At 45.2% G+C, this 22,992-nt stretch carries 14 protein-coding genes; 10 read left to right on the top strand and 4 right to left on the bottom strand.

All coding sequences use genetic code 11. The annotated features are described in order from the left end of the window. Positions 1 to 381 precede the first annotated feature (381 nt). From prfB to L5L94_RS14590, 6 genes are all read left to right on the top strand, one after another. Positions 382 to 1,480, top strand: a protein-coding gene (prfB, locus tag L5L94_RS14615; RefSeq protein WP_168824900.1) for a peptide chain release factor 2 whose coding sequence is annotated in 2 segments (ribosomal slippage) — positions 382 to 456 and positions 458 to 1,480 — 1,098 coding nt in all. Because the reading frame shifts where the segments join, the coding sequence is not laid out codon by codon here. Between the two features lie 28 nt (positions 1,481 to 1,508). Next, positions 1,509 to 3,011 (top strand): lysine--tRNA ligase, encoded by a 1,503-nt coding sequence (gene lysS / locus L5L94_RS14610; RefSeq protein WP_006080389.1) that lies wholly within the window; start codon positions 1,509 to 1,511, stop codon positions 3,009 to 3,011. Positions 3,012 to 3,703: 692 nt separating this feature from the next. Continuing rightward, the gene (locus L5L94_RS14605) at positions 3,704 to 5,176 is read left to right on the top strand and encodes a carbon starvation protein A (RefSeq protein WP_105250058.1); all 1,473 of its coding nucleotides are present in this window, start codon (positions 3,704 to 3,706) and stop codon (positions 5,174 to 5,176) included. Positions 5,177 to 5,488: 312 nt separating this feature from the next. After that, positions 5,489 to 7,654 carry a catalase/peroxidase HPI gene (katG, locus tag L5L94_RS14600; RefSeq protein WP_168824902.1) on the top strand — a complete coding sequence of 722 codons (2,166 nt, stop codon included), beginning with the start codon at positions 5,489 to 5,491 and terminating at the stop codon, positions 7,652 to 7,654. A gap of 170 nt (positions 7,655 to 7,824) precedes the next feature. Beyond that, the gene (locus tag L5L94_RS14595) at positions 7,825 to 8,259 is read left to right on the top strand and encodes a PaaI family thioesterase (protein ID WP_173246528.1); all 435 of its coding nucleotides are present in this window, start codon (positions 7,825 to 7,827) and stop codon (positions 8,257 to 8,259) included. Positions 8,260 to 8,629: 370 nt separating this feature from the next. Continuing rightward, on the top strand, positions 8,630 to 10,318 hold the full coding sequence (locus tag L5L94_RS14590) for a glucan biosynthesis protein (RefSeq protein WP_131524680.1): 1,689 nt from the start codon (positions 8,630 to 8,632) through the stop codon (positions 10,316 to 10,318). 83 nt (positions 10,319 to 10,401) lie between these two features. On the opposite strand, the gene L5L94_RS14585 is transcribed toward L5L94_RS14590, so the two are convergent. Continuing rightward, positions 10,402 to 11,133: a type 1 glutamine amidotransferase gene (locus L5L94_RS14585; protein ID WP_263163766.1), complete on the bottom strand. Its 732-nt coding sequence runs from the start codon at positions 11,131 to 11,133 to the stop codon at positions 10,402 to 10,404. Positions 11,134 to 11,217: 84 nt separating this feature from the next. Between L5L94_RS14585 and L5L94_RS14580 the strand changes: the two genes are divergently transcribed. The 3 genes from L5L94_RS14580 (at position 11,218) to L5L94_RS14570 (ending at position 14,735) form a co-directional block, all read left to right on the top strand. Next, positions 11,218 to 12,033 (top strand): helix-turn-helix transcriptional regulator, encoded by an 816-nt coding sequence (locus L5L94_RS14580; protein WP_317629648.1) that lies wholly within the window; start codon positions 11,218 to 11,220, stop codon positions 12,031 to 12,033. 249 nt (positions 12,034 to 12,282) lie between these two features. After that, positions 12,283 to 13,752, top strand: coding sequence for an inorganic phosphate transporter (locus tag L5L94_RS14575; protein ID WP_105252986.1), 1,470 nt, complete (start codon positions 12,283 to 12,285; stop codon positions 13,750 to 13,752). A gap of 134 nt (positions 13,753 to 13,886) precedes the next feature. Further along, positions 13,887 to 14,735 (top strand): isocitrate lyase/phosphoenolpyruvate mutase family protein, encoded by an 849-nt coding sequence (locus tag L5L94_RS14570; RefSeq protein ID WP_263163762.1) that lies wholly within the window; start codon positions 13,887 to 13,889, stop codon positions 14,733 to 14,735. A gap of 386 nt (positions 14,736 to 15,121) precedes the next feature. Here the strand turns inward: L5L94_RS14570 and L5L94_RS14565 are convergent, their stop codons facing one another. Then, on the bottom strand, positions 15,122 to 16,075 hold the full coding sequence (locus L5L94_RS14565; protein WP_263163760.1) for a DUF72 domain-containing protein: 954 nt from the start codon (positions 16,073 to 16,075) through the stop codon (positions 15,122 to 15,124). 291 nt (positions 16,076 to 16,366) lie between these two features. Between L5L94_RS14565 and L5L94_RS14560 the strand changes: the two genes are divergently transcribed. Beyond that, positions 16,367 to 17,794, top strand: coding sequence for a GGDEF domain-containing protein (locus L5L94_RS14560; protein WP_263163758.1), 1,428 nt, complete (start codon positions 16,367 to 16,369; stop codon positions 17,792 to 17,794). 134 nt (positions 17,795 to 17,928) lie between these two features. Here L5L94_RS14560 and L5L94_RS14555 read toward each other — a convergent pair whose 3' ends face one another. Next, complete coding sequence (locus L5L94_RS14555) at positions 17,929 to 19,821, bottom strand: methyl-accepting chemotaxis protein (protein WP_212601311.1); 1,893 nt, start codon at positions 19,819 to 19,821, stop codon at positions 17,929 to 17,931. A 497-nt stretch (positions 19,822 to 20,318) separates the two neighbouring features. Next, complete coding sequence (pepN, locus tag L5L94_RS14550) at positions 20,319 to 22,952, bottom strand: aminopeptidase N (RefSeq protein ID WP_263163756.1); 2,634 nt, start codon at positions 22,950 to 22,952, stop codon at positions 20,319 to 20,321. Positions 22,953 to 22,992 lie beyond the last annotated feature (40 nt).

Here is a 22,992-nt window from a genome sequence, read left to right as displayed (position 1 = left end):
TGCGCTGGTGAATGTTTGCTCTAATTTGATCGTGATGGGGTTGACGTTATCTGGCCTTTTTAGTTGCGTTTCCTTTGATATTATGGGGATTTTTTAGGCAGGAGATCGCTTGTGTGTCAGCCATTGGCCTCGCGCATAGCACTATCTTGGCTAAATTTAAGTAAGATCACAGTCTTAACTCATTGCTTTTTGTTAGTCTCGGCTTTAGTGCTGTGGTCTTTTAGCTTGGAAAATAATCCTTGTTATCCCATTTAATGAACAGTGCACCTCTAGGTTTACCAGTCTGGTTAGGTTAAAATGCGCGGTTGCAAATACTGTTAATCATCGCCCCTTTTAGTGGAAGATCAATTAAAGCGGCCAAATAAAGAAAGTTGAAAACTCATGTTTGAAGTTAATCCAGTAAAATTCAAAATTAAGGAGCTTGCCGAGCGCACGGAGCTTCTTAGGGGGTATCTTTGACTACGATGCCAAAAATGAGCGTCTAGAAGAAGTTACCCGTGAGCTTGAAAGTTCAGAAGTGTGGAACGACCCAGAGCGCGCCCAAGCCTTAGGCAAAGAGCGCGCCAGCCTAGAAGCTGTGGTCAAAACCATAGACGATATGGACTCAGGTCTTGAAGATGTTGAAGGCTTACTCGAGCTGGCTATTGAAGAGGAAGACGAAGATACCTTCAATGAAACCAGTAAAGAGCTGGATTATCTCGAAAGCCGTCTTGCCGATCTTGAATTCCGTCGTATGTTCTCCGGCCCGCAAGATGCGTCAAACTGTTATTTAGACATTCAGTCTGGCAGTGGTGGTACCGAAGCCCAAGATTGGGCCAACATGGTGCTGCGTATGTACCTACGTTGGGGCGAAGCCCATGGCTTTAGCCCTGAGTTGATGGAAGTAACCGATGGTGACGTGGCCGGTATTAAAGGCGCGACCATTAAGTTTACTGGCGAATATGCGTTTGGTTGGTTACGCACTGAGACTGGCGTGCACCGTTTAGTACGTAAGTCGCCATTCGATTCATCGGGTCGTCGTCATACGTCATTCTGCTCTGTGTTCGTTTATCCAGAAATCGATGACGATATCACGATTGATATCAACCCATCGGATCTGCGTATTGACACTTATCGTGCATCGGGCGCGGGTGGTCAGCACGTTAACAAAACGGAATCGGCGATTCGTATTACCCACTTACCGACGAATACCGTCGTGCAGTGCCAGAACGACCGTTCACAGCATAAAAATAAAGATGCTGCGATGAAGCAGCTGAAAGCAAAACTGTTTGAGTTAGAAATGCTCAAGCAAAATGCCGACAAACAGGCCGCAGAAGACGCTAAGTCTGATATCGGCTGGGGCAGTCAAATTCGTTCTTATGTATTAGACGATGCCCGCATTAAAGACTTACGCACAGGCGTTGAAACCCGCAATACTCAAGCGGTACTCGATGGCGATCTGGATAAGTTTATCGAAGCCAGTTTGAAATCTGGGCTGTAATTAATTCAAGGTATAGACGAGAAATAAGATGACTGAACAAGTAATTGATGAGAACAAACTGATCGCCGAGCGCCGTGCCAAGCTAGAAAGCATCCGCCCAAACTGTAGTGCTAATGCCCATCCAAATACCTTCCGTCGCACCCATAAAGCGGCTGAACTGCAAGCACAGTATGGTCAAAACACTAAAGAAGAACTCGAAGCCTTAGGTTTTAAGACCAGCATTGCTGGCCGCATCATGGCAAAGCGTGGCCCTTTCTTAGTGATCCAAGACGTGTCTGGCCGTATTCAAGCCTATGCTGAAAAAAGCGTACAAGCTGATTTGAAAGAGCGTTTTCAAGGTCTGGATATCGGTGACATCATAGGTGTAACCGGTCAGCTGCATTTGTCTGGCAAAGGCGACTTATATGTCAACATGGAACAGTACGAGCTACTGACCAAGGCGCTGCGTCCATTGCCTGCGGATTATTATGGTCTAGCCGATCAAGAAATGCGTTACCGTCAACGTTACGTGGATCTCATCGTTAACGAAGATTCACGCAATGCCTTTATCATGCGTTCTAAAGTGGTTTCTGCAATCCGTAACTTCATGATCAAAAAAGAGTTCATGGAAGTTGAAACCCCTATGATGCATGTGATCCCAGGTGGTGCTTCGGCCCGTCCTTTTATCACTCATCACAACGCCTTAGACATGCCAATGTACCTGCGTATCGCGCCAGAATTATACTTGAAGCGTTTAGTGGTGGGTGGTTTTGAGCGTGTGTTCGAAATTAACCGTAACTTCCGTAACGAAGGTCTGTCGCCACGTCATAACCCAGAATTCACTATGATGGAATTCTATATGGCTTATGCAGACTACAAAGATCTGATGGACTTAACCGAAGAAATGCTCAGCTCGATTGCTATCGAACTGCTTGGCAGTGCGCAAATGCCATACGGCGAGCACACAGTTGATTTCGGCGGCCCATACGCACGTTTAAGCATGTTAGAAGCGATTCAGAAGTACAATCCTGATAACGCGACTATCCAAGCTATGACCTATGAGCAAGTGAAAGATGTTGAATTCATGCGCGATTTGGCGAAAAGCTTAGGTATGAAGATTGAGAAGTTCTGGACTTGTGGTCAGCTGCTTGAAGAAATCTTCGGTGAAACTGCTGAATGGCAATTGATGCAACCGACGTTCATCACTGGCTACCCAGCGGATATTTCACCATTGGCACGTCGTAATGATGACAACCATTTCATCACTGACCGTTTCGAATTCTTCATCGGTGGCCGCGAAGTGGCTAACGGCTTTAGCGAGCTGAACGATGCTGAAGATCAAGACAACCGCTTTAAAGCACAGGTTGACGCGAAAGATGCAGGTGACGATGAAGCTATGTTCTACGATGCAGACTATATCACTGCACTGGAACACGGTTTGCCACCCACGGCAGGTCAAGGTATCGGTATCGACCGTTTAGTGATGTTGTTCACTAACACTCATACTATCCGTGACGTGATCCTGTTCCCTGCCATGCGCCCACAGGCGTAATGCAGTCGAACAAGGTATTTCGTTGTACATTTTGTTGTATTAGTTTAGCCACTCGACTTTTAGTAAGTCGCAATAGGTTAAGTTTACAGTGATTGATTTAGGTATGATCTGAGCATCGCTACGATGAAATACCCCCTAAAAAACCAGCCATTTGGCTGGTTTTTTGTTTTCTAAAATAGTTAAAAATAATGAGTGATAAAGTCGCACCATTAGTAACCTAAAAATGGGCTAGATGAGCATCATCAAGTGGCACGTTAGCTTTAGGTTGTGGCTATCGATCGTAGTGTAGATTGCGGGTTTAGCCTGTGAGTGTAGATAGTGTCTTTAACTTGGGGTTGTATATTGGGATGTCACGAAACACTCGTCTATGCTGCTAGCATCTCGCCGCCAGTCACATGCGATATTGTCTGTGTTCATTTCATTTTCGATAGCGATGGTTTGCAGGAATACCTAGGGCAAAGAGTTCAAGAAGAGGCAATTGGGATACATCAAAATAGTTGGTTGTATTACTGAGTGCATAAATACTTCATATGGATTATTTTTAAACGCGTTTGTTCATCTATACCCACTCGTACGGCTGTTTCAGATAATCAACCCGACATTAGTCTAATAGTGTGTTGCTTGACCTCAGTCGCTAACTCAATGAAACTCTCCATTAAATCACCTCCTACTAAAGTATGGATAATTAAATAATGTTAATTTTCTTTATTTGTATCGCACTCTTAGTGCTTGCATATAAGTTCTATAGCCCCTTTGTTGAGCGGCAAGCGGGTATAGATCCTAAAGCGATTACACCACAGGCGAGATTCGAAGATGGCGTCGATTACGTTCCGGTTCATCCGGCTAAAGCGTTTCTGATCCAGTTCCTCAATGTCGCTGGTGTGGGGCCGATATTTGGCCCGATCCTCGGTGCACTTTACGGCCCAATAGCCTTAGTGTGGATTGTACTGGGGAATATTATTGGCGGCGCAGTACATGATTATTTTTCTGGCGTGCTCAGCATAAAAGAAGACGGTAAGAGTCTGCCAGAGATTGCGGGCCACTACTTTAATATTTACTTTAAAGGCGTGATGTTGCTGTTTACGGCTATGCTGCTGTTTTTTGTGGGCGTGGTCTTCATCATGAGCCCCGCAGGTTTGCTGAGTAATCTCGATTATTTTAAAGACACCATCTTTGGCAATAATACCTTCTGGGTGTTAGTGATTTTAGTTTATTACTTTTTAGCGACTATGCTGCCGATTGATAAAATCATCACTAAATTATATCCCGCATTTGGTTTGTTGATGATAGTCATGACAGTTTCTATCGCCGTTGCTCTAATGATCAATGCGCCGCAGTTACCTGAAATGGGTGATGTGTTTGCCTATTTCGACCACAGCCATTACAACAATGAGTTACTCGAACCAAATCCAGATGGACTACCTGTTTGGCCACTATTATTTGTGACTATTACCTGTGGTGCGATTAGCGGTTTCCATTCAACTCAAGCGCCCATCATGGCTCGTTGCTTGACGAATGAGAAGTATGTTCGCCCTGTGTATTATGGCGCTATGGTTGCTGAAGGTATCGTTGCTTGTGTATGGGCAACGGCGGGTATTGCAGCTTTCCCTGGCGGTTATGTTGAGCTTAAGAGTTTGCTCGACCAAGGGGGCCCAGGTTTAGTGGTTAATCAAGTGGCAACTACGTATTTAGGTGTTGCGGGCGGTATTATGGCGATTGTGGCCGTGGCTATCTTCCCTATCACCTCTGGCGATACCGCATTTCGTTCGCTGCGTTTGACAATTATCGATGCCTTCCATATTCCGCAAAGTATGCGTAATCGTTTATTGGTTGCAGTGCCTATTCTGACCATTGCGTACTTTATGACGAAGATCGATTTCTCTTTGATTTGGCGTTACTTTGCCTTCTCAAATATGCTGCTATCAACCAGTGTGTTGTGGTTAGCGACTAAGTATTTGTTCGATCGCGGGACCTTCCATTGGATTGTTAGCTTACCAGCGATTGGCGGCACCAGCGTTACTGTGTCTTATATTATGACAGCGGGTATTGGACTAGGCTTACCGCAACCTTTGAGCCAGCCAGTGGGTATTGCAGTCGGGGTTATCTGTTTAGTTGCCCTGATCATTGCACACAATAGACGCAAACCTGTGGCAGAAGTTAAATAGTCCGTTATTCCATAGTTTTACCCAATAACAAACAAGGGCTGCATTTTGCAGCCCTTGTTTTTTTATGATTGGTATCATTCTACTATCCTTTAATAGCTTATTTTAGAAAGGGTAATTTTTGCTGAATATTTTTTAATGAGCGGATTCATCGCGTTTCATCTAGAGGTAAGGTAAGGTCGTTAGACTGGTTTTTATTTCTCTATTGAAACGATTAGTCTGTGGTAGAGAGCGTTAAGCAGTACAAACTTGCGGCAAAAGTCATTTAGATTTTATTTACTTGAATATTTTTTGCGAACAGAAGGAGAGCACGTTATGTCTGAGAACAAATGTCCTATGCACCATTCTGCTGGTGGCACCTCGAATCGAGATTGGTGGCCTAAACAGCTCCGGCTCGATATTCTGCACCAACACTCTTCTTTATCTAATCCTTTGGGTGATGACTTCAATTATGCTGAAGCCTTTAAATCCCTCAATTTAGCTGCTGTAAAGCAAGATCTCCTTGCATTAATGACGGATTCACAGGACTGGTGGCCTGCAGATTTTGGCCACTATGGGCCGCTATTTATTCGTATGGCATGGCACAGTGCCGGCACCTATCGTACCGGTGATGGACGTGGCGGAGCGGGGAGCGGTAATCAACGTTTTGCACCGTTAAACAGCTGGCCAGATAACGTAAACCTCGATAAAGCACGCCGGCTCCTTTGGCCGATTAAACAAAAATATGGCAATAAAATCTCTTGGGCCGATTTGATGATCCTCACGGGTAATGTCGCGCTGGAATCTATGGGATTCAAAACCTTAGGTTTTGCTGGTGGGCGAGTCGATATTTGGGAACCCGAAGCTGATATTTACTGGGGTGCGGAAAATAAATGGTTAGACGATAAGCGTTACTCGGGAGAGCGAGATCTTGAAGATCCCCTCGCCGCAGTCCAAATGGGGTTGATTTATGTTAACCCTGAGGGACCCAATGGCGACCCAGATCCTTTCGCTGCCGCCGTTGATATCCGCGAAACCTTTGCCCGCATGGCGATGAATGATGAAGAAACCGTAGCCTTGATTGCCGGAGGTCATACTTTTGGTAAAACCCATGGTGCAGGTGACGCAGCATTAGTCGGACCTGAGCCAGAAGCCGCAGGTATTGAACAGCAAGGGCTAGGTTGGCAGAGTCGCTATAAAAGCGGTAAAGGTGGCGATACTATTTCCAGTGGCCTCGAAGTGACTTGGACCTCAACACCAACCCAATGGAGTAACAATTTTTTTGAAAATCTATTTGGATATGAATGGGAACTGACTAAGAGCCCTGCGGGTGCCCATCAGTGGATACCTAAAAATGGCGCGGGTAAAGGGGTGATCCCCGATGCGCACGATGCTTCAAAACGTCATGTGCCAACCATGTTGACCACCGACCTTGCACTGATCTTCGATCCTGATTACGAGAAAATATCACGTCGATTCTTTGAAAATCCCGATGAGTTTGCCGATGTATTTGCAAAAGCTTGGTACAAGCTGACACACAGAGATATGGGGCCATGCACACGCTATTTGGGTCCTGAAGTGCCTGCAGAAACGTTTCTTTGGCAAGACCCCATTCCTGCGGTTGATCATCCCCTGGTTAATGAGCAGGATGTTACTGATCTCAAACTGAAGATTATTGGTTCTGGATTAACGATTTCAGAAGTCGTTGCCACTGCTTGGGCCTCGGCTTCTACCTATCGCGGTTCTGATATGCGCGGTGGTGCGAACGGTGCTCGAATTCGACTCGCACCGCAAAAAGATTGGCCAGTGAATCAGCCTGAACAGCTCGCTAAGGTGCTCAAAGTGCTTGAGAGTATTCAGTCTGAGTTCAATCAAGGAGGTAAGAAAATCTCCCTTGCTGACTTGATTGTGCTAGCAGGTTGTGTCGGTATTGATCAAGCGGCTAGAAATGCGGGGGTTGAAGTGACGATTCCATTTACGCCGGGTCGTATGGATGCCACGCAAGCACAAACTGATGTGGAGTCTTTTGCGGTACTTGAACCTGTCGCAGATGGCTTTAGAAATTATCATCCCACTCCGTTTTCTGTTTCGGCGGAGGAGTTATTGGTCGATAGGGCGCAATTACTGACCTTAACTGCGCCGGAAATGACAGTGCTTATTGGCGGTCTGCGGGTGTTAGATACTAACTCTGATCAGTCAAAAACGGGTGTCTTGACTGCGCGTCCTGAGTTTTTGACCAATGACTTTTTTGTTAACTTGCTCGATATGGGGACGACGTGGAAACCCACTTCCAAAGCGGAGGATATGTTTGTGGGTATTGATCGCGTCAGCGGCCAGCAAAAGTGGACTGCAAGTCGTGTTGATTTGATCTTTGGCTCTAATTCGCAGCTGCGTGCACTCGCAGAAGTGTACGCGAGCAGTGATGCACAGCTGCGATTTATCGATGATTTTATCGACGCTTGGACTAAGGTGATGAACTTAGATAGATTCGATCTTCGCTGAGCTTATATTTATTAGTCTTTTTAGTGGTATATGGATCCAATTTAGGCGCCGCTGGGGTTAATGCGGACCAAGCGTTTAAGTGGATTTTCAGTTAAATGATCGCCTAATCCAAAGTGGTTAAGCGGTCATTTTTATTCATGTGCTTTGACGCTCATCAATTTAGGTGGAATATGAATATTCAGCAAATGTCGGGTTTAGCCATTTTACAGGCAATGGCAAGGGGGGAATTACCCGCACCTTCTATCTCTCTCACTATGCCAATGTCGCTGGTTCAAGCCGACGAAGGAACGGTGACATTCCATGCGACTGCCGATGATAAGCACCTCAACCCATTGGGCGGTGTTCATGGTGGTTTTGCCGCGACTGTATTGGATTCGGTTACCGGTTGCGCCGTGCATACATTGCTTGAAGCGGGTGTCGGTTACGGCACTATCGATTTGAATATTAAAATGATTCGACCTGTGCCTAAACATCAAGTGTTAGTGGCTGAGGGCAGGGTGATCAATTTATCTAAGTCTTTAGGTATTTCGGAAGGTACGCTAAAAACGCAGGATGGAAAACTGCTCGCCACTGCTACGGCGACTTGTATGATTTTAAGGCCATAAACCGATTTTGCAGGCTGGCGATATTATCTCTTCGAGTTAACACGCTGAGCAGATAATTAACCTATGCCGAAGGTGCACTTTATCTTCAGGTATTAAGCCGACGGCCTTCTTGCTGGCAGTGAGGTTTTTATGGGCGTAAATTCAGTTAATAACGGAATTTTTTAATCATATTTTCATAAATAAGCCTCAAGATTGAAAATAGCTAGCATGCCATATTCCATTCGACAGAAAGTATGCTAGATTCTGGCGAATTGTTGCTGATCGCTGTATTGTTACCTCTGTCATCAACAGTTCTCCACAGGGCCATCGCTGCAATTGAGTCAGATTTGCAGGGAAGTGTCAGGAAGTTACACCAATTCAGAGTCTGCTTATGCAACCCAATTTATTTCCCGAACAAAGAAACGTTTATCAAGAATCGAGGGTGACACTACCCTCGATTGAAGCCCAATCCTCCTCTCGTCGCGGCCGTTTGCAGCGTATGGTTGGCGGCGTATTGTTAACCTGTAGCGTATTGCTGAGTCTTTCAGCATGTGCGGCAGGTAAGCAGGCGTCACCACAAGAAGGTGAAGAGTTTAGTTACGCTTGGCTAAAGGGTTATGCCCGTACTATGGCGGCACAACCCTATGAGAGTCATAAAGGCGAATTACCTAAAAGCCTTCAGGGCATGAGTTGGGATGATTACCAACAATTCCACTTCAAGAAGAAAGCCGCACTATGGCGTGATCAAGATTCGGAGTTTCGTGCCGAACTGTTCCATCTTGGGCTGTTTTTTGATACCCCTATTCATATTTATGAGCTAAATGAGGGTAAGGCTAAGTTAATCGAGTATTCACCTTCAATGTTCGATTACGGCAAGTCAAAGGTCAAAGGTAGTCAGTTGCCTAAGGATCTTGGTTTTGCGGGTTTCCGTATGCAATTTAATACCGATTGGCAGCGTGACATTGTTGCCTTCCTTGGCGCTAGTTATTTCCGCGCAGTGGGTCAAGAAATGCAGTACGGTTTGTCGGCTCGCGGCTTAGCGGTTGATACTGCACTGCCAAAACCCGAAGAGTTTCCAATGTTCACCAATTTCTGGTTAGAAAAACCTAAACCAGGATCGAATATCACCACTGTGTATGCCTTGCTAGACTCTCCGAGTGTCACAGGGGCTTATCGTTTTGATATCGAACCGGGTGAACGTTTAAAAATGAAGGTGGATGTGGCAGTTTATCCACGTAAAGCGATTGAACGTTTAGGCGTTGCGCCACTGACCAGTATGTTTATGGTGGGTGAGAACGATCGCCGTACCGGTTATGACTGGCGTCCAGAAATCCATGATACCGATGGTTTAGCCATGCACACGGGGAATGGTGAATGGATTTGGCGTCCGCTAGGTAACCCTGAAAACCTGCGATTCAACGCCTATAGCGATGAAAATCCAAAAGGTTTTGGCTTACTGCAACGTGATCGTAACTTTGATCATTATCAGGACGACGGCGTGTTTTATGATAAACGCCCAAGCCTATGGATTGAGCCAACCAGCAGTTGGGGCAAAGGTTCAGTGCAGTTGGTTGAAATTCCAACACTGGATGAAACCTTTGATAACATAGTTGCTTTCTGGAATCCTGCTGAGCCGATTGTACCTGGTCAAGAGCTGCTGTACAGCTACAACATGTACTGGGGTGGCATTCCACCGGTTCAATCACCCCGTGCTCGGGTTGTCGATACCTTCACCGGGATTGGCGGCGTAGTTGGCCAGAAACGCAAATACTACAGTAAGCGTTTTGTGGTGGATTTCGCGGGCGGAACTTTACCTATGATAGGTAAAGATACCCAAGTTAAAGCCGTGATCACAGCATCTGAAGGCAAAGTGGAAATTGAATCTGCCCGTCCTTTAGCCTCGATTAATGGTTACCGCGCTATGTTTGACGTAGTGCCACCCGGAGACGGGACTGAGCCGATTAACCTTAGAGTCTATTTGGAAGTCGATGGTCAGCCATTGTCTGAGACTTGGATGTATCAGTGGAATCCGCCTGCTAAGGATGATCGTGAATTGCACAATGCAGGTCATCTGCAATAAGCGATTCGTGATTCATTAATCTAAAACGCCAGCTAACTTAGCTGGCGTTTTTGTTTTGGCTTAGCCCGCTGAATCCTGCAGCTTCAGGTTGTTTGGGTATATACGGCTTGATAGGTTAGGACTAGATTATCTAAAAAATGCCCCAGTAACTGATTCATTCGAGTCGTTGATTGCCCCAGTATGAACTCAGGGCTTTGAATATATGGCATTTTCTGTGTGCTAGAAAAAGCATTTTCTTGGGCAATTAATGGCGCTAATTGGCTACTGATAAATTCAAGATGGCATTGAAATCCAAAAACTAAATGTGTGTAACGTACAATTTGCCGCGGGCAAGCTTCACTTGTGGCGAGCACTTCGCAATCGGGAGTGAGGCCAGGCATATCGTTATGCCAGTGGCCGACCACTTCAGTGGTCGAAAATGTCGTAAGGTTAACATCACTTTTTCCTGCCGCAGTCAGTTCAATGGGGAAGTAACCAATCTCGGTATGCGGGCTCTTTTGATAACGGGCACCTAATGCCTCTCCTATTAACTGTGCCCCAAGACAAACCCCCACAACGGCTTTATTTTTTTGGATAGCTTGTCTGATAAACCTTTGTTCTGCTTGGCTATCAAAATATGGACAATCGTTTTGGCATGTCGCGGGAGACTGAGGGCCACCGAGGATAATTAAAAGATCAAAACCATTACTATTGTCGGGTAAAGCTTCATCTAGATAGATTCTGCTAAAGCTCATACTGTAGTTTTTGCTTGCAGCCCAATCGCTAAAATAGCCTGGACCTTCATAGCTTTCATGGATAATGCAATGAATGCGCATCGAGTTTTCCTGTGTCTTTTATGGGATAACGCTATGCTACAATCCTTTTTATTTGGCTGAATAACGTTATATGGACAAGTAATGATGCTAAGTCGCCAACTCGATTCGATTAACGCCATTATTGAGCAAGCGCCTAATATGCCTTCTTTTGTCAAAACGATTGAGATGCAGAAGGGTTATGTGGATGTTTTACACCAGCACTGTTGGCATCAGCTTATTTTTCCGCTTCAAGGCCTGTTACAGACAGAGGCAAATGAGGCACTTTTTTTGGTCCCCCATACCACTGCGCTTTTTGTGCCTGCAGGTGTCATGCATGAGTCTGTTGCGATTACAGATACTTGCTTTATTGGTGTCTATTTGAATCCTATGTATGGTCGAGATTATAGTGCCATGGTTAAGCCCGTCGCTATGAGTGCTTTTATAAGGGAGTTAGTGTTAACGCTCAGAAAACAATGTGCTTTTAATACCCCAACGAATGTTGAACCAATGGTTCAGGCGCCAATACTGCGTTTGCTTGAGGTGTTATATGATCAAATTAATAGTGCCGGGGGGCAGACTTTTAAGTTACTGATACCGCAAGATAGGCGCCTAAAATTGATTTTTGAGCATTTAACCCAAACGCCAGCTTTAGATTTCTCTTTAGTGAAATGGGGTGAGATGGTTGGGGCATCGGAACGAACATTGTCGAGGCTATTTGTGAGGGAGTTTGGTTCTTCATTCGTATTATGGCGTCAACATTTACGGCTGATCTATTCGCTGTCGTTATTGGCCACTGACCTATCAATACAGAATGTGGCCCACCAAATTGGTTATCAAAATGATTCATCCTATATCAAAGCCTTCAAGGAGCGTTTTGGGATGACGCCACAGCGATTTCGGTTAGGCGATCATGGGATATAACCCTGTTACGACGTATGGTCATGAACAACTATTTCTAGTTGGCTTATTTAATATTGAATCAATATATTGCACCTTTTTGCGGCACAAATATTCATTTGGCCGAATAAAATCAAGCCAGTTGTAATTGCAAGCATGCTACTGAGTTATTGGGGGCTAATTCACTTTTTGACAATCTAAACAATTTTTCACTGTAAAAGACCCCAAACTTGGGCGTAACCTGTGGGCGTTCTCGCCATGGGTAAGTATTTTATGTTTGAAATGTTCACAACGTTAGGCTTTGCGTGGTCGGTGGGTTTAGTCCTTGCCGTACTTTTTGTACTGGCATACGAATTTATTAATGGCTTCCACGACACGGCAAATGCGGTGGCGACGGTGATCTATACCAAGGCAATGCCGGCAAATCTGGCGGTCGTTACCTCCGCACTATTTAATTTTGCGGGTGTGCTGTTAGGGGGGTTAGGGGTGGCCTATGCGATAGTGCATTTATTACCTGTAGACTCCTTGCTCGGTATGGACTCAATCCAAGGCTTGTTGATGGTGTTTTCCCTGCTATTTTCGGCAATTATCTGGAACTTAGGTACTTGGTATTTTGGTATTCCGGCATCGAGCTCCCATACCTTGATTGGTTCGATAATGGGCGTGGGTGGCGCTTTCGCTTGGATAAATCATCAGCCTATCCTACAGGGCATTAATGTCTCTAAAGCAACGCAGATCATGCTGTCCTTGATTATTTCGCCGACCTTAGGGTTTGTGATGGCAGGGATTTTTTTGCTCATCATGAAATACGTTTGGCAGAAACATAAAATTCACCGTACCCCCGATGAGCAGATGCAGATTAATGGTAAAAAACACCCTCCATTTTGGGCAAGGGCGAGTTTAATTATCTCCGCTATGGGGGTGAGTTTCGCCCATGGTTCTAACGATGGACAGAAGGGGATAGGTTTAGTGATGCTAGTGCTGATTTGTATGGCACCGGCTTATTTTGCCTTGGACATGGGCAGTCAACCCTATGATTTAGAAAGAACTCAAGATGCTAATCGTCGCATTATGGCGATTTATGACCGTAACCAAGCCGTTATCGCGGATGTTATCGACTTTAAAGCCTTAGTCAACGTTCCCGAATATATGCTGGCCCATTGCTCATCTGCCAATGTATTACCGGCGATGTCGTTGCTTGACCGTCGCTTAGCAAAAGTCTCAACTTACAAAGATATGGATGTAGAAGAGCGACGCGAGGTGCGACGTTTATTGTTGTGCATCGATGATACTGCTCGCCAAGTGGCTAAATTGGATCTTCCTGCTAAGGATTTGAGTTCATTGGCTAAATGGCGAAAAGATCTCACTAGAACTACTGAGTATGCGCCCATTTGGGTGATTATTGCCATTGCTACTGCGCTGGGTTGCGGCACGTTGGTGGGTTGGCGGCGGATTGTATATACAGTGGGGGAAAAAATTGGTTCATCGAGTATGACTTACAGCCAAGGCATTGCCGCGCAGGTCACCGCTGCCGTCTCTATTGGGATTGCCAGTATGACGGGGATGCCGGTATCGACAACTCATATTTTGTCTTCCGCTGTAGCGGGTACTATGGTGGCTAATCGTTCAGGGCTTCAGATCCAAACCATTAAGCAAATCATGCTCGCTTGGCTGCTGACACTACCTATTACTATGTTGCTCTCCGCGAGTGTGTTTATCCTCGCCAATGCACTTTGGGGTTAGCCAAGAATACTCAAGTTGAATGCTCACATAGCCAAGCCTTGAGGGCTTGGCTTTTCGGTTCAGTGCCGTTTCCCGCGATAATTACCTAAGCCATCTTGTTAGAGTTGAGCCTTCAACACCAACAAGGACATAAGATGGCTGAGCAATCTAGAATATTTTTCAAAGCACTACATCAACAATCAGAGCCGCTGATATTAACTAACGCTTGGGATGCCGCCAGTGCGGCCATCATCCAAGCATCGGGCGCCCGTGCGATTGCGACCAGTAGCGCGGCATTGGCTTGGTCGCTCGGTTATCCCGATGGCCAAGCGTTACCTAAAGTGGCTTTATTGGACGTAGTGAACAATATCCTACGGCTGAGCCGAGTGCCCGTGACGATAGATATTGAATCTGGTTATAGCCAAGATCCCTATGAGGTTGCTGCTTTTGTTGCGCAGCTCGCTGAGCTTGGCGTAGCAGGAATTAATATTGAGGATGGCAGTGCAAGTGTTGCTGAGATGGTGGCAAAAATTAAAGCTATTCGCGCCCATCCTCGTTGCCAAGGATTATTTATTAATGCGCGAACTGATGTGTATTTACTGGGTTTAGCCAGTGGTGAGGCCGCTGTTGTTATGACTATCGATAGGTTAACTCAATATCAGGCTGCGGGTGCGGATGGCGGTTTTATCCCTGGCGCGAATCAGGTCGAGACCGCTAAGCGCTTATCTGCCGCTGTGGATATGCCACTGAATTTTATGCTATTGAATGAGCAGATGGATATCGGCGAGTTATTTGCCGCAGGTGTGCAGCGTTTTTCTACTGGCCCAGCTTCATTTTTACAGGCCTATAGCACTTTGCTTAATCCAATTTTGTTAAATTCAATTAAGGCAAAACCGTTTCAGCGAGAGTCAAATGATGCGGTTATTGCCGTTGATAAGGATTCAATACCTAAAGCCATTTCCCTTGGTTTTGAGCAAATGAATAACTTATTTATCCCGAGTTAAAGCTGTTTTTCATCTATACCCAAGCTACCTGAAGATACGAGTTTCAGAGCGCCCAGGGTGCTTCAATTCAAGGCGCATTAATGACAGAATGTCGGCCACCTTTTGAATTGATGCAACACGGAAGTGGAGTGCCCTGGGCGCTCCGTCACGGCGGGTTTTAACGCACTTTATGCTGCGTTGGTTATTTTTAACTTAGCCCGCTAGGCCTGCAAATAACCGCAATCGCCATGGATGGCGTGAATGCCATTTATGCAGGAGCAATAAATGGCCTTGCCTAAAGTGCGTTAAATTCCCGCTGAATCCTGCATCTTCAGGTTGTTTGGGTATATACTCACGGCGAGTTTGCCGTGGGTTTCTTCTTACGTCCATTTTACTTAGCGTCCGTTTTACCAAGAAAGTCCCAGCTGCGTGCTTGTCTCCTCAGGTTTCTTATCAAGCAGGCATAGCTCGGCGAGTTGAATGTGCGCTGCAATTTGGCTGCGCAATTTTTGATAGAGACGGATGGCTAGTTCAGGCGCGGCTTCATTGTCGGGAGTATGAATAAATAGATAGGGCTCTCGACCTTCTGCGAGCCATTGCGGGAGTTGGGTCAGCCAATTAACAAAAAAGGCATCGTTATCCTTAGGTAAAGCAGTAACGCCTTGCTGTGCGAGTTGTGTTACGGCATCGTCTGGTTGGCCGATAAAACGCACCACTGGATTATTGGCGGTGGCAATCGCATGCACTGGCACTCGAGGTTTTTTCTTGTGAGCGTCGATAATTGCGACATTGCTTGGCGGCAGTGCAAACAAGGGCCTGCTGTCCATGATGATGCGATTCACTTTTTTATCGATGAGTAATCGATTAAGCGCACGCTCGGCATCTCCCTTAGCAAAAAACGCAGCATGCCTGACTTCGACGCCATAGGTTAACCCTTGGGGGATTTGATCTAGAAATTGCGCTAACGCAGGCAAGTTTTCTGGGCCGAAATGGGCGGGCAGTTGAATTTTCCAGATCCCTGTTTTATCGATTAATGGTGTCATTATCTGGAAAAAATCTTTCAATTCTTGGCCGCAGTGTTGCAATAATCTTTGGTGAGTGATGGTTTGCGGTAGTTTGAAGGTAAAACGAAAGCTCTCGGGCGTGGCACTGTGCCAATTCATTACCGTTTGCTGTGCAGGCGTTGCGTAGAAGCTGGTGTTCCCTTCGACAGTATTGAATATTGTCGCGTAACGGGCGAGTCGCTCCGCTTGTTTAGTTCCGTGACCATACACACTTTCTTGCCAATTCGAGTGCGACCACATGGCAAGCCCAAGGCGAAAATGGTTGGGTTGATGTAACGGAGAGCACAATCGGTCCAAAAATAAATTCCTTTAATGCGATTTGCGCGTACCAAAGCTGCGCCCTGATGTTGACCAACATTTTAGGGTATTGTGCCGATATCTGTCGTCCAGAGTCAAATAGTGCCACCGATGACCTTAAGTATTGTGTTTGATTTTGTTTGAATTTAACTCTGTAAAAGTCGGACTTAACTTAGCCAACTCTGGAATGACATTGAAAATTAACCTACTCTAATAGTGCGTTATTATTATTTTTATGCTTATGATCAAACTTAGGACTTAGCCAAAGACGGACGTTTATTGGAGAATTACGTGAATAATGATGGCTACACTTCCTTAAGCAATTTTATCGACCTTCTCTTGGATGCTATTTGTGTCGTCGATAAAGCGGGGAGGTTTGAATTTGTCAGTGCAGGGGCAGAACGTATTTTTGGCTATACCCCAGAAGAAATGATGGGTATGCAGATGCTAGATCTTGTCATTCCAGAGGATAGGGAACGTACTCTCGCAACGGCCAATGAAATTATGGCAGGTCGCTTTAAAGTCGATTTTGAAAACCGTTATGTGCGTAAAGATGGTGTTATCGTCGATATTCTTTGGTCTGCACGTTGGTCCGATGCTTATCAACAACGTGTCGCAGTCGCTAGAGATATTTCTAAGAGCAAAAATACCGAACGTAGACAAGCAGCCTTATATGAGATTTCAGAGGCTGTGCATGTCGCTGAGGACTTACTCGCCCTGTATCGTCGAATTCATGAAATTATTGCTAAATTACTACCTGCAGCAAACTTTGCTATAGCATTGTACGATCAAGATTTAAATGAATTAAGTTTTCCTTATAAAGCCGCTACTGGCAAGGATTCACTTATCGATATTGCAAGTTTCAGTGTGTTCACTGACCAAGTGATCCGCAGTGCTGAGTCTTTACTCCTGTGTCCCGTGACCTTAACTGATTATCCCCAAGCGATTCGTGAAGATTTGGGTAATGGCTGTTTAAGTTGGCTGGGTGTGCCGCTGAAGCTACAGAAAGGTGTTATCGGCGCTTTGATTATGCATAGCTTGCCCACTTCGGCTTCATATACACACCAAGACCGTGAGTTATTGGAGTTTGTTTCTACGCAAATAGCTTTTGCGATTGAGCGTCGACAAATGCTCGCGCGATTAGAGCATATTGCACTTTATGATCAGTTAACCTTGTTACCCAATCGTGAGCTTTTTTACGATAGATTTCAAAAGGCGCTATCTCGAGCCCATAGGGAATCAAGTTATTTCTCTTTGCTTTATTTAGACTTAGATAAATTTAAGTGGGTTAACGATACTTTTGGTCATAGCGTGGGCGATTTATTACTGCAAGTGACGGCACAGCGAATAGTCAGTTGTGTGAGGGGCTCAGATACCGTTGCGCGTTTTGGGGGGGATGAGTTTGTCATCTTACTTGAACGAGTCGATTCAGCACATAATACCCTGCTGGCCGCGCAAAAAATATTGCAAGTATTCGAGCAACCCTTCGAGCTTGCCGAACAGCAGATCCATATTCTGCCGAGTATCGGTATTGCTCTGTATCCAGAGCACGGTGAAGATGAAAAACAACTTATTTCCTGTGCCGATACTGCTATGTATAAAGCTAAAAAGAATGGCGGAAATCGAATTGAAATGGGTTACCAAGGATTAAGAAACTTACATGCTGAGCTTCGGCCTGAGGCCAATATTCCTGAAAATAAAGCGATGAAGATTATTTAAGCTTGCTTTAGGTAAGCCATTGTAAGTCTTTGAAGAAATAATATGTAAAGAAATGCCCGCAAATGTCACTGACACTTGCGGGCATTATTGTATGGAACTGTTGATGTAATCTTTATATAAAATAAGGCTTTTGATTACAGTTTGAAGCGATTAACTTCCTGCTGCAATGATGCGGCTAAATGGGCGAGCTCTTGAGCTTGGACCATAGACGTTTGTGCCTCAATCGAGAGATTCTCTGACACTTCACGAATCGACTCTGTATTACGGTTGATTTCGCTGGTGACTGAGGTTTGCTCCTCGGCTGCTGTGGCAATTTGGCTCGCCATATCTGAAATATCATTAATGGCTTTGCTGATTTGCAACAGACTTTCGCTGGCTGAATTAGCATCGGCCACACTGGTTTCTGCCATTTCATGACTTTGAGTCATAGACTTAACGGCTTTGCCTGCGGTTTGTTGTAGGGTTTCGATCATCGCTTGAATTTCTTGTGTCGATGAATGCGTACGTTGTGACAGTACACGCACCTCATCAGCAACTACAGCGAAGCCACGACCTTGTTCTCCTGCACGTGCCGCCTCAATGGCTGCATTGAGTGCAAGTAAGTTGGTTTGCTCTGCGATGCCACTAATGGTCAACAAAATGCTGTTGATCTTTTGTGAGTGCTCGTTCAGTTCACCGATAATTCGCCCTGCAGTTTCGACTTCACTGGCTAAATTACGGATAGATTGCTGGCTTTGCATTACCTGTTTATGGCCATGGTTTGAAAGTCCGACCGCATTTTGAGCTGTCTGAGCTGTATGCTCAGCATTACTGGCAATTTCCTCGGTGGCGCTGGCCATTTCGGTCACCGCAGTGGCAACCATAGTCACTTCATCTTGCTGTACTTCAATGCGCTGGCTGTTATCCGTTGCCGACGCACTACTTCCTTTGGCTTGATATTCCAATTGACCCGCAATCTTGTGCATGCGGGAAATCATACCGTGTAGACGTTCTACAAAGCGGTTAAACCCCGAAGCTAACATACCAATTTCATCGTGACTGTTGGCAGTATGAATGCGCACAGTGAGATCGCCATCGCCCTCGGCAATATCATTGAGTGCTTGGGCAACGCGTTCGAGATCTTTGAATTGAATTTTAAAGATGGCGATTAAAATCAAACCAAACAGCACCAATAGTGCAACACCTACGGCAGACATCCACCAAGCAAGATCGGTTGCCTGTGACATGATTTCTTGCTTATCCATCACGAAAATCAGTGCCCAGTCAGTTGATGGAATTGCCGAAACGTAAACTAATTTAGTGGCACCATCGAGGTTTCGCTCTTCCATCGTATTGGCATTAGTGCGCTGTGATAACCAGTTATTGCTAAAATTACTATCGATTTTAGTGAGTTGTTGAGTATTTAGTTGGCTATTGGGATGACTAATAATGAGCCCTGCATTATCGACCATCAGAGTGTAACCTTTGCCAGGTACTTGGAGGCGCTGCACTGCATCTGTTAACTGATCTATGGTTAAGTTTGCAGCCGCTACGCCTATGAGCTGGCCTGAGCTCATCACAGGTTCTGCTATAGTTACGACTTGTTTTTTCAATGTGGCGCTGACGTAGGGCGCCGTCATGATCATTTTACCCGCCGTTTTAGCATCCATATACCAAGGGCGAACGCGGGGATCATAATTTGCGGTATTCAGCGACGGATCTTGGCGATACATGTTGCCTTGCTCGTCACCATAGTAGGTGAGGGCAAAGTCAACCGCAGTATGCGCTTGCAACAAATGAGGGGTAACGTTGGTACTAGGATCGGCTTCAATTGTTTGCTTTAGGCTCGTAATGGCCATTTTTCTGTCTTGCATCCACTGACCTATGCCGGATGAAAAGGTATTCGCCAGTTGGTCAATTTCATGTTGGGTGTTTTCTAACGCATTATTTCTAATGAAATAACTAGAGATACTTACGAGTACAGCAATAGTGATCAGTACAGCGGAAAGACTGCTAAACAGCAGCCGCGTTTTGAGTGTCGATCGCATAATCTATATCCTTTATATTCCGTTAGCTCTCTAACGTTGTTTTAGTATAGCGGCAGTACGGGGCAAAACATTAAATCATTGAAGAATTATAGTAATAAATTTAGAAGTGACGCCCATAATTTATGAATTTAATAATTACATGATTTTTATATCAATAACGATTGCGTCAGCAGTTGTTTATTTGATGTGCTGATGGAACTTAGTAGACTAAACTGAAGAGATGAATAATATTTTACAGGTGATAAATAACATTAGTTATCGTCAGTAAGCCGTTAAAATACATAAGCTCAAGCTAACAATTTAATTAAATATGTCACTGGTTGTGAGTGTGATTAATTCATTATTCAGAATGCTGGCTTGTTTATATCAAAGGTTAGTGAGCTTAATTTCGCGCTGGTAACATCTTGTGTGCTGGTTCAAGTTTAAGACTCATCTGTAACAGAACATAAAAAAGGGACTCCTAGGAGCCCCTTGTTCATTTTTAAATGACCTAAATATTAGTGAGTCATTTTATTTTTGATCAGCACACAACGCTGCTCTATTTGACGAGTTTCCAGTAGATTACGGCGGGTAAGGTTAGATAGCCCAGTTTGGCGATCAAGTACTTTGTCCAATGCCGCTATGCTAGTGTAATTACAATCGGTTGGGATGAGGAAATGGCTATAATTACGCATAAATACTGGCCCTTTTTTGTCCATATCCATTAAGCTCGCCAGACGCTCTTCCGCTGTAGCTGCGCTTAATAGTTTTTGCTCAGCAGGATAAAGATTTTGCATAATAATCCGCTGTTTGGAGAAAGGCAGGCTGTCTAGATGGACTTTACTTAACCAACGACGTTTTGCGGCCGCTTCAGGGCGGATCACTTGTGCCGCAAGTGCCGCTTTTTCGCCAGAGTCTGAATTATCCTTGGCAGCTTCTTTGGTTAAGCGCTGCAGCGCGTTAGGAAAATCATAGCGATTAAGCTGGGTGATGATTGCCCATCGTAAATCTTGATCTAAGGTTAATCCCTTAATTTTTGTTTCACCGTCAATGAGTTGTGCTAAATGACGTAGTGAATCTCTGTCGCTTGCTAAACTGACATAGGCATTGAACCAGATCCGTTGGAAGTCATTATCGCCTTTATTTTCCATTGCTTTTCTCAGACTCATTTGGCTTAAGCCTTTAATTGCATTTTCAGCGTAGTTTTGCTGAATAGGGGCGATCTGCGCGAGATATTCCTTCGAGCGCAACATGCTATCGATGATCTGACCAACAATTGTGTAGTCCGTCTCAGCAGGCGCGTTAACAAACACTGTGCTTAGGTATTGATCTAAGCTCAATTTACCTTCGCGGACGCTGTCCCACAGACTTTGCCACAGCATAGATCGCAGTAGTGGATCGGAAATATTACTCAGTTGTTGTTTTGCGGTATTAAATGACTTGTCATCAAGCTCGACTTTCACAAAGCCCCAATCATCAAAGTTTGGATAGACTAGGTCTGGGCAGCGCTCACCAATCAGTTGTTTAACTTCAGTACGCTCGCCTTTGTAAGTCACTGGCACTGTAATGTCATTTCGCAGATCAAAGCGACCTTGGGTAAATAAAGCCACTTGGACTTTTTGTTCACGTAATGTGGGTAGCTCTGCGCTTGCAGGGAGCTGCCGTAGGCTAAATTCGCTGATTCGGTTGCCCTCACAACGATATTCCGCCTTGATGGTGTTAACGCCAGCGCTGTAGAGCCATTCTTGAGTCCATGCACTTAAATCGCGGCCAGCGGCTTTCCCTAGGCTATTGATAAAATCGTCTAACTCAGCATTTTGATAACTATATTGTTTTAAATAGTTACTGACGCCACGACGAAACACCATGTCGCCGAGTAAATGGCGTAATTGTTTCAGCGTTGATGCGCCTTTTTGGTAAGTGATAGCATCGATATTGTCGAAGGCGTTCTGAGTCGTTGCTACGGGTACTTCAATGGGGTGCGTGGTGACTAAGCTGTCTTGCTCATAGGCTTTTTGCTTACCTTTAGCGTAGAAGGTACGCCAAGCATTAGTGAACTCTGTGGCTTCTTGAGTCGCAAGTGTGCCCATAAATGAAGCAAAACTTTCATTTAACCACAAGCCGTTCCACCATTTCATGGTGACGAGATCGCCAAACCACTGGTGCGCCATTTCGTGCATGATCACGCCCGCAAGATTTTGCTTCTGATCCGCTGTCATAGCCGCTTTATGAAGGAAGATATCTTCGGAAAAGGTCACTGCGCCCGCGTTTTCCATTGCGCCATAAAGGAAGTCTGGCACTAGAATTTGATCGTATTTCTTAAAGGGGTAAGGAATACCAAAGTAATTATCGAAAAAAGTTAACCCTTGTTTTGTATAGGTAAACCAATCTTGCTCCGTGACTTGATTAGCAACGGATTGACGGGCGAACAGGCGCATAGGATAGCGGCCTGAGTTGTCTTGCCACATGTGATAAGGGCCCGCGTGCATCGAAAAGTTATATGGGCTTAGCTTAGGAGTTTGTGGGAAAGTCCAACGATTGTAAGCACCCGCTGGGGTGATTTGGCTTTCACGCATCGAGCTAATGACTTGCCAGTCTTTGGGCGCTGTTACCGTAATTTGATAGTTAGCCTTGAGATCCGGTTGGTCGAACACTGCGAACATCTGCTGAGCTGCAGCGGGTTCAAAATGAGAGTAGAGGTAGACCTTGCCATCGATTGGATCTTTAAAACGGTGTAAACCTTCACCATTGGTGCTGTGGGCACGGCTAAATTGCACTTCAATGGTATTTTCACCTGAGGTGAGCAAACGCGTATTTAAGCTGATGTAAGCGCCATTGTAATTGGGGTATACGGCGGTACCGTTGATGATAAAGCGTTTTATCTGCGCCTTGTTTAAATCTAAGCTCAGTTGTTTTGGCACTTCACTTAATTGAAATGTCACTTTGGAGGTGGCGGAAAACTCGGCGTCCCCTGTGAGCTGAAAATCCAGGTCATAGTGAATATCGGAGATGACCTGCGAGCGAAGCGTAGCCTGATATTGGCTAATATAAGCGCTAGCATCACGTGGACCCGTATTGAGTGTACTTTGGGTTGCACACGACATTAATGTGCCGCAGGTAAGGGCAACGAGACTGGCTTTAAACAAGTTCACAACTTAAATCCTTCAGCGATTTGTTTTGTTTTCTGCTTGG

Source organism: Shewanella sp. SM21 (assembly GCF_025654335.1).
GTDB classification, from domain to species: domain Bacteria; phylum Pseudomonadota; class Gammaproteobacteria; order Enterobacterales; family Shewanellaceae; genus Shewanella; species Shewanella oncorhynchi.
Note: the sequence above shows the minus strand (reverse complement) of the source record. Positions and strands in the feature narration are given on the sequence as shown.

Bases quoted from the DNA above. Each gene is read 5' to 3' on its own strand.
- L5L94_RS14570 (WP_263163762.1), top strand. From the start codon at position 13,887: ATGGCTGAGCAATCTAGAATATTTTTCAAAGCACTACATCAACAATCA.
- L5L94_RS14595 (WP_173246528.1), top strand. From the start codon at position 7,825: ATGAATATTCAGCAAATGTCGGGTTTAGCCATTTTACAGGCAATGGCA.
- L5L94_RS14605 (WP_105250058.1), top strand. From the start codon at position 3,704: ATGTTAATTTTCTTTATTTGTATCGCACTCTTAGTGCTTGCATATAAG.
- L5L94_RS14590 (WP_131524680.1), top strand. From the start codon at position 8,630: ATGCAACCCAATTTATTTCCCGAACAAAGAAACGTTTATCAAGAATCG.
- L5L94_RS14585 (WP_263163766.1), bottom strand. From the start codon at position 11,133: ATGCGCATTCATTGCATTATCCATGAAAGCTATGAAGGTCCAGGCTAT.
- L5L94_RS14555 (WP_212601311.1), bottom strand. From the start codon at position 19,821: ATGCGATCGACACTCAAAACGCGGCTGCTGTTTAGCAGTCTTTCCGCT.
- katG (WP_168824902.1), top strand. From the start codon at position 5,489: ATGTCTGAGAACAAATGTCCTATGCACCATTCTGCTGGTGGCACCTCG.
- L5L94_RS14575 (WP_105252986.1), top strand. From the start codon at position 12,283: ATGTTTGAAATGTTCACAACGTTAGGCTTTGCGTGGTCGGTGGGTTTA.
- L5L94_RS14580 (WP_317629648.1), top strand. From the start codon at position 11,218: ATGCTAAGTCGCCAACTCGATTCGATTAACGCCATTATTGAGCAAGCG.
- lysS (WP_006080389.1), top strand. From the start codon at position 1,509: ATGACTGAACAAGTAATTGATGAGAACAAACTGATCGCCGAGCGCCGT.